Source organism: Pseudomonas sp. NUPR-001, from assembly GCF_052147955.1.
In the GTDB taxonomy this organism is placed as follows: Bacteria; Pseudomonadota; Gammaproteobacteria; order Pseudomonadales; family Pseudomonadaceae; genus Aquipseudomonas.
The window spans coordinates 4,252,171-4,265,728 of sequence record NZ_CP197353.1; the positions used below are offsets into that span (position 1 = coordinate 4,252,171).

The following is a 13,558-nucleotide window of genomic DNA, read 5'->3' on the forward strand; positions in this document are numbered from 1 at the left end:
ACCCGACCGCCCGGCTTTGCTGCTTCAGCAATCGCCTGCAGCATCTACACTGCAATTCCCACCCTCTATGCAGGACACCCTCATGAGAGCGAAACCCACCATTGTTCTGGTCCACGGCTTCTGGGGCGGAGCCGCGCACTGGAGCCATGTCATCCTGGAATTGTCACGCCTGGGCCACCGAAACCTGCATGCGGTGGAAATGCCGCTGACCTCGCTGGCCGATGATGCTGAACGAACGCGCAAGATGGTCGCCGCCGTGAACAATAACGTGCTGTTGGTTGGTCACTCGTATGGTGGCGCGGTCATTACCCAGATGGGCAATCAACCGAATGTCGTCGGTTTGGTCTACATCGCCGCCTTCGCCCCCGACGATGGTGAAAGCCCGGGCAGTATTACCGCGCAGAACCCGCCTGAAGCAGCCGCCAATTTGCAGCCTGACGACGATGGGTACCTATGGATCAAACCAGACAAACTGCATGAAAGCTTCTGCCAGGACCTGAGCAAGGACGAAGGCCTGATCATGAGCGTGACCCAGAAAGCGCCGCTGGCCAGCACCTTTGGCGACACCATCAGCAACCCGGCGTGGAAGCACAAACCCAGCTGGTATCAGCTGTCTAGCCATGACCGGATGATTGCGCCCGCCAATCAGGAAATGATGTCGAAACGCATGAACCCCAGAGAAGTGCTTCGCCTGGAGGCCAGCCATGCCTCGCTGGCCTCCAGGGCGGCCGAAGTGGCCGCTCTGATCGACCGTGCTGCCCTCAGTCTGACTTGACTGCGACTGTTTTGGCCGAAGGCTTGAACCACCAGCCTTGCTGCATACCGGCGGCGGCCAGCAGGATCGCCGCCACGCCCAACCACTGCAGCGGTTCCAGGCGGTGGCCGAAGGCAACCCAGTCGACCACGATCGCCGCGATCGGGTAGATGAACGACAAAGCCCCGGTCAACGCGGTCGGCAGTTTCTGGATGGCGCCGTACAGCAGTACATACATCACCCCGGTGTGAACGATGCCCAGGGTCACCAGCGAGGCCAGCGCGCTGGCGTCGCTGGGCAGGCCCGAGGTATTGGCCCAAGGCGCCAACAGCAGGATCCCGGCGCACACCTGAATCAGCGCGATCAGGTGCGGTGGCGTACCGCTCAGGCGCTTGATGATCAATGCTGCCACTGCGTACAGGAACGCCGCGCCTAGCGCCAGGGCAATGCCCAGCAAGTAGTCCGTGCCGCTGCCGCTGTGGCTGCCATGGGCGCTGACAATCGCCAGCATCCCGGCGAACGACAGCGCCAGCCAGAACAGCTTCTGCACGGTGATCCTCTCGCCGAGAAACAGCGCCGCCAGGCCCACCAGCATGAACGGCTGGACGTTATACACCGCCGTGCCAATCGCAATCGAAGCGCGTGAATAGGAGGCAAACAACAGCACCCAGTTGCCAACGATCGCCACACCACTGAATACGGCCAGCGCGAAGGTGGTCAGGGTGAGGATGCCGGGCTTGAGAAAACCCATGGCCAGGCAAATCAGCAGCAAGGTGCCCGCGCCGAACACACAGCGCCAGAACACCACGTCCAGCACCGGTTGCCCGGAGACCAGCACGAACCAACCGATGGTCCCCGATATGAGCATCGCAGCGACCATTTCCAACGAACCACGGCGTATTGAACTGTCCATCACTCACCTCCTTGACGATGGCTAAAGTATGCGAGCCTGGACACCGCCGCTCCAGCGGATTAAACAGGCTAAACTGCCAAGACACCTTTACTATCAAGGCTAATGTGGCAGTTTGCCTAACGAGGCCAGCATGACCGACGACATCGACCAATTATTGATAAAGGCGTTGATGGAAGATTCGCGCCGTTCACTCAAAGCCTTGGCACAACTGAGCGGCCTCTCCGCCCCCAGCGTCAGTGAGCGGCTGCGGCGTCTTGAAGAGCGCGGCGTGCTCAAGGGCTACACCGTGGAAATCGACCCTCGCTGCTTTGGCTATCAATTGCAGGCCATCGTGCGCATACGGCCCTTGCCGGGGCAACTGCACGAAGTGGAACGGCAGATCATGGCGATCCCTGAATTTACCGAGTGCGACAAAGTCACCGGTGATGACTGCTTCATCGCCCGCCTGCATGTGCGCTCGATGGAACAGTTGGACACCTTGCTGGACAAACTCAACAGCCATGCTGAAACCAACACCGCGATCGTGAAAAAGACCCCGGTCAAACGTCGGCTACCGCCGATGGCTTAACCCTGCCCTCTGGAGGGGACAAAGGTCTTACCCCGCCTGTGGGAGCGGGCTTGCCCCGCGATAGCGGTGTGTCAGGTAGATCGCTATCGCGGGGCAAGTCGGGTCGCCGCACCGCCGCTCCTACAGTCAGCTTGGGCAGCTGTGGGCGCCGTTGTTCAGGCCTTGCTTGTAGTTACGGCTGAGCAGGCTGGCCTTGCCGTCGTGCCAGGTCAGGGTCAGCACATACAGCGAATCAAAATCGCCACCGTCCCAGTCCTCGGTGATCACCTGTTTCTCACCCACGGCTTTGCCCGCCACGGTGTTGATCAGCTCAGGCAGGTAGCCATGCGACCAGGCGGTATAGACGGTGGCGTTGCGGTATTTGTTCTGCAGCAGCTCATCGGCCAGCGCGGCGGTGTCGTTGGCACCGAAATCGATGTTCACCGGCAGGCCCAGCTTGATCGCGCTGGGGCTGATGGTCATCAGTGGGCGGATGTAGCTGTAGGCGTCGTCTTTGCTGCCTTCTTCAACATGCCGGGACGGGTTGGCAGCGAATACGTAGTCGGCTTTGCCAAACTTCTGCGGCAGCAAAGTAGCCAGGTCGATGGCGCGATTAAGCCCCTGGCAGTTGAGCTGCCCCAGGCCTTCACCGGGTTTTTCGGCATGGCGCAGGAACACCAGGGTCTGGGTGCCGTCCACAGGCTCGGCGCGGCTTTCAACAGCCTCTACAGCCAGCAACGTGACAGCGCCGAGCAGCGCCAGTGAACAGCAGGCATGGCGGTGGCGTTTGAACAGGGTCAACAACTTCATCAAGCGGGCTCTATACGACAAAAAGGGATATGGCTGACCCGCTTGCCGACACACCCGCGGCCGAAGCCGCGGGTCATCCCTGTCTGTCGTACCGTCCGTGGAGCGGGCTAACTAAGAGTGCGCCAAGCCCGTTTGGTTCGATCCCTGAGTGCTCTACCCTGAGCAGAAGTGACTCTAACGCCTTGATGTTGCCGAATTAAGACAGGCACCGCTCAATCATCACGGGTCAGCACTTCCAGCAGTTCGATTTCGAAGGTCAGGTTCGAATGCGGGGTAATCGCCCCCATGCTGCGCTCGCCATAGGCCAGGTGTGAGGGCACGACCAACTTGCGCTTGCCGCCGACCTTCATGCCCATCAGGCCCTGGTCCCAGCCCTTGATCACCCTGCCGGTACCGATCACACACTGGAACGGCTTGCCCCGGTCATAGGAGGAGTCGAATTTCGTTCCGTCGTCCAGCCAACCGGTGTACTGGGTGGTAATCAGCGCGCCCTTGACCGCCTCTTTGCCCTCACCCACCTGGATATCGGTGATTTGCAGTTCGCTGCTCATGCTTGACCTCGTTGAAGCGTAAAAGTGTTTCGAGGCTGCCTTTTCTCAGGAATGCGCGGGTTTGGCAAGGCTTGCCTGTGGCGTGTGCTGGCGCATCGACCAGCACACGCCGCCAATCACCAGAATGATCGCCGCAGCCTCCAGCAAGGTCGGTGCGCTTTGTCGCCAGATAAAGGCATAGAGCAAGGCGAACAGGGTTTCGAACACAATCAATTGGCCACTCAAGGTCAGCGGCATGCGCTTGGAGGCCGCATTCCACAATAGCGCCGCCAGCCACGAACCAAAAATGGCGCAACCCAGGCTGTACAGCCAGAACAGCCACCAACGCTCGGTGGACACCTGCACCTGCAACTGCTCCGGCTGCCACAACGCGATGAACGCCACCAACGCCAGGCTGAACACCCCGGTCATCACCCCGCACAGTACCGACCACTGGTGGCTGTCAAAATGCCCGCATTGCTTGAGGTAACGGCTGTTGTTCACTGCATACCAGGTCCAGCAGCCCAGGGCCGCCAGGGCATACAGTACACCCGCGAGTTTGTCGCCCAGCGCCCCCGGCTCAAGGGCAAAGGTCTGCAGGTTGATACACAGCATGCCAGCAAGGATCAGCAACAGCGGGGCAAACAACTGCTTGAGTTCAACCCCGCCGCTGTCATGGCGGCCATACAGGGTGATGGTCAGTGGCAGAACGCCGACAATCAACGACGCCGGCGCCACTCCCAAACGCTGAATCGCCGCCACCAGGCAGATGAAATACAGCAGATTGCCCACCAGCGCCAATCGCCCCAGCATCCACACATCGGCCAGGGTCAGCTGGCGCAGTGCCTGGCGCATCGGCAGTGCCAGCACCAGGGTTACCAGGCCAAACAGCACAAAGCGGGCACAGCTAAGCAGCACCGGGCTGAACTCCGGCAACAACTGCGGCACCATCAGCACCATCCCCCACATCGCCCCGGCCACCGCGGCGTAGACCACACCCTGTTTCACGTGCCTGCTCCTGTTCAAAGACCTGCGCAGGCTACCGCTTGGCCCCACGGCGAACAAAAGATCATTCGGCATGCAGCCATTCCCACAGGGAATGGCTTTCAGCGTGAAAGCAACGACTCTATGATGCAGCCATTCCCCAAAGAGGATCACCCGCATGAGTCGTTTCAGCCGGCATTTGCCCCCGCTGGATACCTTGATCGCCTTCGAAGCGGTGGTTCGCACGGGCAGTTTCACCCGTGCCGCCAGCGAGCTGTACCTGACCCAGAGTGCGGTGAGTAAACAGATCAAACTGCTGGAGCAACACCTCGGCGCCGTGCTGTTCGAACGCCGGGCCCGGGGCATTGCCCTGACCTCGGCCGGGGAAGGCTTCAACGCCATTGTCGAACCGATGCTGGAAAACCTGCTGGCCAATGTGCTGCGCCTGAAGGCCGGCCACAGCAGCCGCAACGTCAGTGTCATCTGCACCCATGCCGTTGCCCAGTACTGGCTGTTCCCGCGCCTGCTGCGCTTTAACGAGCAGCACCCGGAACTCACCGTCAACATCCACGCCAGTAACGAGATCAGCGAAAGCGACATTGCCAACTACGACTTCGGCATCCTCTACGGCCACGGCCGTTGGAGCTCACTCTCGGCCAGCAAGCTGTTCGACGAAACCATCTACCCGATTGCCAGCGTCAAACGCACCTTGCCCAGCGTCACCTCGCTGGAGGCGTTGCAAAGCCTGCCACTGATTCAACTGGATGCCTCAGCCTGGAACTGTCTGGACTGGCAGGATTGGTTCAGCCACCAGGGCCTGCGCTACCAGGCGCCCGCCGACGCGGTGACGTTCAATCAGGTCAACCTGGTGTTCGAAGCTGTACTGCAAGGCATGGGGGTCGGCCTTGGCTGGGAGTTCATGGCCCGCGAGCGCATCGAACAGGGTGCGATCCGCCCGGTATCGGCATTTGTCGTGCACACCGGGCAAGCCGACTATCTGGTGCACGACAAACAGGCCCCCTGCTCACCAGCGGCGCAGGTGTTTGCAGACTGGTTGCTAGCCCTCGGTTGAAGCGCTGAACAGCGCTTCAACTTCAGCCCGGGTCATGGTTTTGGTCTGATTGGCAAAGCAGTAGTACGACGGTTTCTCGTCGATGTACACCTGCAGGTCGAAGACCCAGTCGGTATCGCCTTCCAGTACACCGACCGAAAGCGAGTCGAATTTGCCGTTTTTCAGGCGATACAGCAGATGCGTGCCGCACGTGCCGCAAAAGCCGCGTTCAGCCCACGCAGAAGACTCATAGAACACCGGCTGGCCGGCCGTGAAGGTGACCGGCTCGGCGCAGACCACCGATAGCAACGGCCCACCGCCCCACTTTCGACACATGCTGCAATGGCAGGCGTCGACGCTGGCGTTTTCCAGGCTGACACTGAGTGTGACAGCGCCGCACAAGCAACTACCGTGTTTTACCAGCGACATGGGCAAGGCTCCTCAGGCGGAAAGTAAGGGGACTAGTCTAGACCACGATCGCGGGGCAAGCCCGCTCCCACAAGGCTATTGCGCGAAAGCCCGGCCCAGACCACCAGGCACACCGCTGCTGTCGGTTTCCTGCCACGGGCCGTTGAGGTTGGTCGACCAGCTCCAGCCGTTGTTGAAGCGGTAGTAGGTACGCTGGCGATAGAAGGTGTTGGTCTTGCCTTCGAGCACATAGACACCCAGGCGCGGATCCCAGTGGCTGGCACCGCCGGGAGGCGGTGCGAAGCTGGCGGAGGTGCGCGGCATGGGTTTGGGCGCCGGTGTCACCACCGCCGGTTTGCTCGGGACTGTGCTCGGGCGTGGGGCCGGCTTGCTGCTCGGCCCCGGTGGCAAGGATTCGATCGGCGGTGTTGTCGGTTCGTACGGCTGATGAACAGTACACGCGCTCAGGCCCACGGCCAGGGAAAGAAGGGCAAGGCGGGCGATGCTGTTCATAGTGACTCTCTTACTGGTCCGGGCTGTCGATGGTCAGGTGCTGCGCCGCCGTGGTGCTGCTGGCCAGCGGGCTGCTGTGACCGATCCACTCACCCTGGGTCGGCTGGCCAGCGCGTGAGACGCGCGCAACCAGTTGGACTTCAGGAAAGCTCGACAGTTTCATGTTCGGCATCATTGCATCGCTGTCACTGAGCTCGACGTCGATTGGCAACTGCGCCACCGTCACGCGCTTGGCCGCCAGCGGCATGGGCGGGCCGGAACTGGCGCGGGCAAAGATGAACACGGTGTCGTCAGGCTTGACCTTGTCCTTGAGCGCCGCAGCAAGCTCTACCCGCACTTTCAGGCGTGCGCCTGCGGCGGGTGCAGCGGCAACGGGTGCTGCAGGCGTTGCCGCGACCTTGCCTTCACCGGCGCCCAGTTTTTCCTGAGCGCGCTCGATCCCCCCCTGCAACGCGGCCCGCGAGGCGTCGCCTTCCGGCAATTGCGCCAACAAGCGGTTCCAGTAGTCGATTGCTTGCTGATAACGCTCGCTCTCGAACGCGGCAATGCCCAGCAGGCCCAGGCTGGTGACTTCGTTAGGGTCAGCCTTGAGCGCTTCGTCGGTGAGTGCCTGCACCTGCGGCGTCCATTGCTTGTTGTTGGCAAAGTACAGCGCCTGGGCCCACTGCCCGAGCAACTCAGGCTGGCGCCCTGCCAGGGTGGCGGCCCGTTCGAAAACCTTGGCCGCATCGCCCGCGCGTTCCTGAGCCATGTAGGCACGCCCGAGGAAGTACAGGCCTTCGGCCGAATCCGGCTGCGCCTCGACCGCACGCTCAAGGCGTGTGGTCATCTCTTCCATCGACTGCGGCGCCTTGGCGAACTGTTGGGTCAGTTCCACCTGTTCACTGGCACCAAAATGCAGGTACAAGCCCAGGCCCATCACCGGCACCAATACCGCGGCCAGCAATGGCAGCGGCTTGCCCAGGCGCCCGAAGCGCTGCGGTTCGGCATTTTCGGTGTCGGCCAACAGCTCGCGGGCGGCCTCATCACGGCCCTTCGCCAGTTGCGCTTCATCGAGCACGCCTGCCGCTTGCTGGGCGGTCAATTCAGCCACCCGTTCCTGGTACAGCGCAACGTTCAGGGCAGTACGGTCTTCTTCCAGTTGCGCGCGACGGCCACGCAACACCGGGATCAGCAAAAAGCTCAGGGCTACCAACAACAGCAGGCCTGCGGCAAGCCAGAAATCAGTCATGGTTCTGTTCTTTGTTCAGCAATTTGGCGAGGCGCTCACGCTCCTCGGGGGAAAGGTCGGCATTACCTGCAGCAGCTTGCGCCCGACGCTTGCGCACAATCAGCGCCAGCAGGCCGAAACCGCCCACCAGCAACGCGCCCGGGCCGAACCAGAGCAGCCAGGTACGGGCTGTCAGCTCGGGCTTGTAGCGCACGAAATCACCGTAGCGATCGACCATGAAGTCGATGATCTGCTGATTGCTCTTGCCCTCGCCCAGCATGCGGAAGATTTCCCGACGCAAGTCGGCGGCAATCGGTGCGTTGGAGTCGGCGATGTCCTGATTCTGGCACTTGGGGCAGCGCAGCTCTTTGGTCAGGTCGTGATAGCGCTCGCGCTCGGCGTCATCGGCGAACTGGTAAGTGTCGATCGCGGCCTGGGTGACCCCAGCCAGGCTCAGGCCCAGCACCGCAGCGGCCAGCCAGCGCTTCATTGTTTGGCCTCATCGACCAGGCCTTGATACAGCGGCGCCAGCTGTTCGCGCCAGACCGTCGCATCCACCACACCTACGTGTTTGTAGCGAATGATGCCTTTGGCATCGACCAGGAAGGTTTCCGGCGCGCCGTATACCCCCAGGTTCAGGCCCAGCATGCCTTGGTCATCGGCAATGTTGAGCTGATACGGGTTATGGAACTCGGCCAGCCACTTCACCGCTGCGGCGTTGTCATCCTTGTAGTTGACCCCATGGATCACCACGCCCTGCTCCGCCAGCTTGTTCAGATACGGATGTTCAACCTTGCACGACGGGCACCAGGTGGCCCAGACGTTGACCAGCGCAGGCTTGCCAATGAGGTCGGCCTGGGTCAGCGGTTTGCCATCCTGTACCGATTTCAACGCGAACGCCGGGAACGCTTTGCCGATCATTGCCGACGGCAACTCGGTGGGGTCGAGGAACAGGCCCCGATAGAGAAACACCGCCACCAGCAAAAACACCGCCAATGGCAGCACCATGATCCAACGCTTCATGCAGTTGCTCCCGACATGCCCAGCACTTCACGCACCCGGGCTTTGACCTTGACTCGATAACGCCCGTCCATGGCCGCCAGCAGGCCGCCCAGACCGGTCAGCAAACCGCCCAGCCAGATCCAGCGCACGAAGGGTTTGACATGCACACGTACCGCCCAGGCACCGTTGTCCAGTGGTTCACCCAGCGCCACATAGAGGTCGCGGGTGAAACCGGCGTCGATGCCGGCTTCCGTCATCATCGACTGCTGCACGGTGTACAGGCGTTTTTCCGGATGCAACACGTTGATTTCGCGGCCATCTTTGACCACTCGCACCGTGCCTTTGTCGGAGGTGAAGTTCGGCCCTTCAAAATGCTTGGCACCTTCGAAGATGAAGTGATAACCACCCAATTCCACCGACTCACCAGGGGCCAGGCGCAGGTCACGTTCGGCACTGTTGTTGCTCGACAGCACCACACCCAGGGCGCAGACCGCCAGGCCCAGGTGGGCGATGTGCATGCCCCAGTAGCTGCGATTCAGGCCACGCAGCCCTTTGAACAGGCCCTTGTGGCGGGTCTTGTCGAGGATGTCGCGAGCCCCGGCCAGCACGATCCACGCGGCCAGGGCGAAGGTGGTCAGTACCTGCCAGTCGAAGTCATCGACCAGCAGCCCGCCCACCGGCGCCAGCACCGCAGCGCCGATCAGCACCGGGGTCAGCATGCTCACAAGCCATTTGCTCGGGGTGTCTTTCCAGCGCACCAGCACGCCGATGGCCATCACCACCATCAGCAACGCCATCAGTGGAAGGAACAGCGCATCGAAGTACGGTGGCCCCACCGACAGCTTGGCGCCGGTCAGGGCATCAAGAATCAGCGGGTACAGGGTGCCGAGCAGGATCATCGAGGCCGCCACCACCAGCACAATGTTGTTGGCCAGCAGCAGGGTTTCCCGCGACCACAGGGCAAAGCCGACCTGACTCTTGACCACCGGCGCGCGCAAGGCGAACAGGGTCAGCGAGCCGCCCACCACAAACAGCAGGAAAATCAGGATGAACACGCCGCGCTCAGGATCGGAGGCAAACGCATGCACCGACGTCAGCACCCCGGAACGAACCAGGAAGGTGCCGAGCAAGCTCAAGGAGAAGGCGGCAATCGCCAGCAGTACTGTCCAGCTCTTGAATACGCCACGTTTTTCCGTCACCGCCAGCGAGTGAATCAGTGCGGTACCCACCAGCCACGGCATGAACGAGGCGTTTTCCACCGGGTCCCAGAACCACCAGCCGCCCCAGCCCAGCTCGTAATAAGCCCACCACGAACCGAGGGTGATGCCGATGCCGAGAAACGCCCAGGCCACCAGGGTCCAGGGCCGCGACCAGCGCGCCCAGGCAGCGTCCAGGCGGCCACCCAGCAAGGCGGCAATGGCGAAGGCAAAGGCCACCGAGAAACCTACATAGCCCATGTACAGCATCGGCGGATGGACGATCAGGCCGATGTCCTGCAGCAGTGGATTGAGGTCGGCGCCGTCACTCGGCACCTGGGGCAGCAAGCGGGTGAACGGGTTGGAGGTGACGATCAGGAACGACAGGAAACCAACGCTGATCATGCCCATTACCGCCAGCACTCGGGCCAGCATCACCTGCGGCAACTGCCGGGAGAACACCGACACGGCGAAGGTCCAGCCGCCAAGGATCATCGCCCACAGCAGCAAGGAGCCTTCATGGGCGCCCCACACGGCACTGAACTTGAAGTACCAGGGCAAGGCGCTGTTGGAGTTGTTGGCCACATAAGCGACCGAGAAGTTGTCGGTCATGAAGGCGTGGGTCAGGCAGGCAAAGGCAAACGCCAGAAAGGCGAACTGCCCCCAGGCAGCGGGCCGCGCCAGGCCCATCCACAGGCTGTCACCGCGCCAGGCACCGAGCAGCGGCACCGTGGCCTGCACCGCAGCAAAGCAGATGGCCAGAATCATGGCCAGTTGGCCAAGTTCGGGAATGATCAGTGCCGCATTCATGGTTTGACTCCCGCGTCGCTGGCAGCCTGGCCACTTTCCTTGAGGGCTTTGGTGACCTCTGGCGGCATGTACTTCTCGTCGTGCTTGGCCAGCACTTCATCGGCCACCACCACGCCGTCGGCATTGAGCTTGCCGAGGGCGACGATGCCTTGGCCTTCACGGAACAGGTCAGGAAGGATACCGCGGTAGGTGATCGGCACCGACTTGTTGAAGTCGGTGACCACAAAGCGCACGTCGAGCGAGTCGCCCGAGCGCTGCAGCGAGCCCTTCTCAACCATGCCACCGGCACGAATCCGGGTGTCGAGCGGGGCTTCGCCGTTGGCGATCTGCGTCGGGGTGTAGAACAGGTTGATGTTCTGCTGCAGGGCGCTCAAGGCCAGGCCCACAGCGATGCCAACCCCGGCCAGCAGGCCGAGGATGATGAACAGGCGCTTTTTGCGTTGCGGATTCACGGCTTGCTCTCCCGGCGCAGACGGCGCGCCTCTTGTTGCAGGTAACGGCGCCGGGCCATCAGCGGCAGGGCAACGTTGATGCTCAGTGCCAACAGGCAGATGCCGTAGGCCGACCAGACGTACAGGCCGTGATGGCCCATGGCGAGAAAATCACTGAAAGAGGCGAAACTCATCGTGCCGCCCCCCGACCCAGGCTGTTCAATACCTCCTCCCTGACCCAACTGGCGCGCGCTTCGCGCTTGAGCACTTCAAGGCGCATGCGCAGCAACAGCACGGCGCCGAAGAAACAGTAGAAGCCCAGCACGGTCAGCAGCAACGGCAGCCACATCTCGGCGGGCATCGCCGGTTTTTCCGTGAGGGTGAAGGTGGCGCCCTGGTGCAGGGTGTTCCACCACTCCACCGAGTACTTGATGATCGGGATATTGATCACGCCGACAATCGCCAGCACCGCACAGGCCTTGGCCGCGCTCTCGCGATTGCTGATGGCATGGCCCAGGGCGATCAGGCCAAAGTACAGGAACAGCAGGATCAGCATCGACGTCAGGCGCGCATCCCAGACCCACCAGCTACCCCAGGTCGGCTTGCCCCAGATCGCCCCGGTGACCAGCGCCACGGCGGTCATCCAGGCGCCAATTGGCGCTGCGCTCTGCAAGGCGACGTCGGCAATTTTCATTTTCCACACCAGCCCGACCACCCCGGCCACGGCCAGCATCACGTAGCAGGACTGCGCCAGCATGGCGGCCGGTACGTGAATGTAGATGATGCGAAAGCTGTTGCCTTGTTGATAGTCCTGTGGCGCAAAGGCCAGGCCCCAGATCACGCCGATGCCGATCAACAGGATCGCGGCCACCGTAAGCCACGGCAGCATGCGGCCGCTGATGGCATAGAACCACTTGGGCGAACCCAGTTTATGAAACCACGTCCAGCTGATTGCGCTGCTTTTCATCACGGTACATCCAGGGTCTTTGCTGGGCAGGGCCCAGACCTCATTATTCGCCGACGCTGATCTTCAGGCCAGCCGCTATTGCAAAGGGTGCCAGAGTTACTGCCAAGGCGGTCAGGCTGCCAAGCCAGAGCAGATAACCGGTCGCCGGCATAGCTTGCAATGCCGCCTGCAAGGCGCCACTGCCAAGGATCAATACCGGGATATATAACGGCAAAATCAGTAGCGCCAACAGCAGGCCGCCACGTTTCAGACCGACTGTCAGGGCCGCCCCCACCGCGCCCAACAGGCTCAGTACCGGGGTGCCCAGCAACAACGATGCCAGCAGCACCGGCAGGCAGGCCGATGGCAAACCTAGCATCAGTGCCAGCAACGGTGCCAACAATACCAGTGCCAGGCCGGAAAAGGCCCAGTGTGCCAGTACTTTTGCCAGCACCAGAAGAGGCAGGGGGTGCGACGAAAGGACCCACTGCTCCAGCGATCCATCCTCGAAATCACTGCGGAAAAGCCCGTCCAGCGAGAGTAAAACCGATAAAAGGGCAGCTACCCAGACCAGTCCCGGAGACAAGGTTTGCAACAATTGAGTCTCGGGACCGACCGCCAGCGGGAACAAGGCAATGACAATGGCGAAGAACACCAGCGGGTTGGCCAACTCGGCCGGACGGCGGCACAACAGGCGCGCTTCACGACGCAACAACAAGACAAAGACACTCATGCGGCCCACTGCCCCAAATTCAGTTCGCGGTAGCCGGACGGCTTGCGTTCAAGTGTGTGGTGGGTGGTCAGCACGACCATTCCGCCCTGCTCGCAATGGGCTGCCAGGTGGGCTTCGAGCTGGGCCACACCCTGCTTGTCGAGGGCGGTGAAGGGTTCATCGAGAATCCACAACGGCGGGCTGTCGAGGTACAACCGGGCCAGGGCCACACGGCGCTGCTGGCCGGCCGACAGGGTATGACAAGGCACGTCTTCAAAACCGCGCAAGCCCACGGCTTCCAGGGCTTTGCAGATCGCCTTGGGGTCGGCGGGCCGATGCAGGGCACACAGCCAGGCGAGGTTCTCTTCAGGGCTGAGCAGGTCTTTGATGCCGGCCGCATGACCGATCCACAGCAGGATGCGCGCCAGCTCACTGCGCTGTTCTGCCAGCGGTTTGCCGTCGAGACGGATCTCCCCGGCGGTCGGGCTCATGAGCCCGGCCAGCAAACGCAGCAGGCTGGTTTTGCCGCTGCCGTTGGGGCCGCTGATTTGCAGCATGTCGCCTGCCGCCAGGTGCAATTCGAGGTTTTCGAAGAGCATTCGCCAGTCGCGCTCGCAGGCCAGGCCCACGGCTTCCAGATGAGGGGTCACAGTTTCGCCTTATGCTTGGGATACCTGTCTCAAGTCGGTCCCGGCCCTGCCGTTATACTGGCAGTGAAAATTCAGCCCGGCCGCTCTGATC

At 61.9% G+C, this 13,558-nt stretch carries 18 protein-coding genes; 3 read left to right on the top strand and 15 right to left on the bottom strand.

Translation table 11 applies throughout. The annotated features are described in order from the left end of the window. Positions 1-82 precede the first annotated feature (82 nt). Positions 83-775: an alpha/beta hydrolase gene (locus ACP6KB_RS19340; RefSeq protein WP_442108913.1), complete on the top strand. Its 693-nt coding sequence runs from the start codon at positions 83-85 to the stop codon at positions 773-775. Here the strand turns inward: ACP6KB_RS19340 and ACP6KB_RS19345 are convergent. After that, complete coding sequence (locus ACP6KB_RS19345; protein WP_442108914.1) at positions 762-1,667, bottom strand: DMT family transporter; 906 nt, start codon at positions 1,665-1,667, stop codon at positions 762-764. The two genes, ACP6KB_RS19340 and ACP6KB_RS19345, sit on opposite strands and share 14 nt — an antisense overlap. Before the next feature lie 130 nt (positions 1,668-1,797). On the opposite strand from ACP6KB_RS19345, the gene ACP6KB_RS19350 reads away from it, so the two are divergent. Next, complete coding sequence (locus ACP6KB_RS19350; protein WP_442108915.1) at positions 1,798-2,235, top strand: Lrp/AsnC family transcriptional regulator; 438 nt, start codon at positions 1,798-1,800, stop codon at positions 2,233-2,235. Between the two features lie 126 nt (positions 2,236-2,361). Here the strand turns inward: ACP6KB_RS19350 and ACP6KB_RS19355 are convergent, their stop codons facing one another. The 3 genes from ACP6KB_RS19355 to ACP6KB_RS19365 form a co-directional block, all read right to left on the bottom strand. Then, positions 2,362-3,024, bottom strand: coding sequence for a histidine phosphatase family protein (locus ACP6KB_RS19355; protein WP_442108916.1), 663 nt, complete (start codon positions 3,022-3,024; stop codon positions 2,362-2,364). 212 nt (positions 3,025-3,236) lie between these two features. Then, a complete protein-coding gene (locus ACP6KB_RS19360; protein WP_442108917.1) occupies positions 3,237-3,575 on the bottom strand; it encodes an FKBP-type peptidyl-prolyl cis-trans isomerase in 339 nt (112 codons plus the stop codon). A gap of 45 nt (positions 3,576-3,620) precedes the next feature. Next, complete coding sequence (locus ACP6KB_RS19365; protein ID WP_442108918.1) at positions 3,621-4,562, bottom strand: DMT family transporter; 942 nt, start codon at positions 4,560-4,562, stop codon at positions 3,621-3,623. A 154-nt stretch (positions 4,563-4,716) separates the two neighbouring features. Between ACP6KB_RS19365 and ACP6KB_RS19370 the strand changes: the two genes are divergently transcribed. Further along, on the top strand, positions 4,717-5,610 hold the full coding sequence (locus tag ACP6KB_RS19370) for a LysR substrate-binding domain-containing protein (protein ID WP_442108919.1): 894 nt from the start codon (positions 4,717-4,719) through the stop codon (positions 5,608-5,610). Here ACP6KB_RS19370 and ACP6KB_RS19375 read toward each other — a convergent pair. The 11 genes from ACP6KB_RS19375 to ccmA form a co-directional block, all read right to left on the bottom strand. Continuing rightward, positions 5,596-6,018, bottom strand: a complete 423-nt coding sequence (locus ACP6KB_RS19375) for a GFA family protein (RefSeq protein WP_442108920.1) — start codon at positions 6,016-6,018, stop codon at positions 5,596-5,598. The genes ACP6KB_RS19370 and ACP6KB_RS19375 overlap by 15 nt on opposite strands. Positions 6,019-6,093: 75 nt before the next feature. After that, positions 6,094-6,510: a hypothetical protein gene (locus ACP6KB_RS19380; protein ID WP_442108921.1), complete on the bottom strand. Its 417-nt coding sequence runs from the start codon at positions 6,508-6,510 to the stop codon at positions 6,094-6,096. Between the two features lie 10 nt (positions 6,511-6,520). Then, positions 6,521-7,741, bottom strand: coding sequence for a c-type cytochrome biogenesis protein CcmI (gene ccmI, locus ACP6KB_RS19385; protein ID WP_442108922.1), 1,221 nt, complete (start codon positions 7,739-7,741; stop codon positions 6,521-6,523). Next, complete coding sequence (locus ACP6KB_RS19390) at positions 7,734-8,210, bottom strand: cytochrome c-type biogenesis protein (RefSeq protein ID WP_442108923.1); 477 nt, start codon at positions 8,208-8,210, stop codon at positions 7,734-7,736. Before ACP6KB_RS19390 ends, ccmI begins: the two co-directional genes overlap by 8 nt. Further along, positions 8,207-8,743, bottom strand: a complete 537-nt coding sequence (locus tag ACP6KB_RS19395; RefSeq protein ID WP_442108924.1) for a DsbE family thiol:disulfide interchange protein — start codon at positions 8,741-8,743, stop codon at positions 8,207-8,209. The genes ACP6KB_RS19390 and ACP6KB_RS19395 overlap by 4 nt, the downstream gene beginning before the upstream one ends. Then, positions 8,740-10,713: a heme lyase CcmF/NrfE family subunit gene (locus ACP6KB_RS19400; RefSeq protein WP_442114344.1), complete on the bottom strand. Its 1,974-nt coding sequence runs from the start codon at positions 10,711-10,713 to the stop codon at positions 8,740-8,742. The genes ACP6KB_RS19395 and ACP6KB_RS19400 overlap by 4 nt, the downstream gene beginning before the upstream one ends. 11 nt (positions 10,714-10,724) lie before the next feature. Continuing rightward, positions 10,725-11,180 (bottom strand): cytochrome c maturation protein CcmE, encoded by a 456-nt coding sequence (gene ccmE / locus ACP6KB_RS19405; RefSeq protein WP_442108925.1) that lies wholly within the window; start codon positions 11,178-11,180, stop codon positions 10,725-10,727. Further along, positions 11,177-11,353, bottom strand: a complete 177-nt coding sequence (gene ccmD, locus ACP6KB_RS19410; protein WP_442108926.1) for a heme exporter protein CcmD — start codon at positions 11,351-11,353, stop codon at positions 11,177-11,179. Before ccmD ends, ccmE begins: the two co-directional genes overlap by 4 nt. Next, positions 11,350-12,126: a heme ABC transporter permease gene (locus ACP6KB_RS19415; RefSeq protein WP_442108927.1), complete on the bottom strand. Its 777-nt coding sequence runs from the start codon at positions 12,124-12,126 to the stop codon at positions 11,350-11,352. Before ACP6KB_RS19415 ends, ccmD begins: the two co-directional genes overlap by 4 nt. Positions 12,127-12,169: 43 nt before the next feature. Beyond that, positions 12,170-12,838: a heme exporter protein CcmB gene (gene ccmB / locus ACP6KB_RS19420; RefSeq protein ID WP_038616869.1), complete on the bottom strand. Its 669-nt coding sequence runs from the start codon at positions 12,836-12,838 to the stop codon at positions 12,170-12,172. Continuing rightward, complete coding sequence (ccmA, locus tag ACP6KB_RS19425; RefSeq protein ID WP_442108928.1) at positions 12,835-13,467, bottom strand: cytochrome c biogenesis heme-transporting ATPase CcmA; 633 nt, start codon at positions 13,465-13,467, stop codon at positions 12,835-12,837. The genes ccmB and ccmA overlap by 4 nt, the downstream gene beginning before the upstream one ends. Positions 13,468-13,558 lie beyond the last annotated feature (91 nt).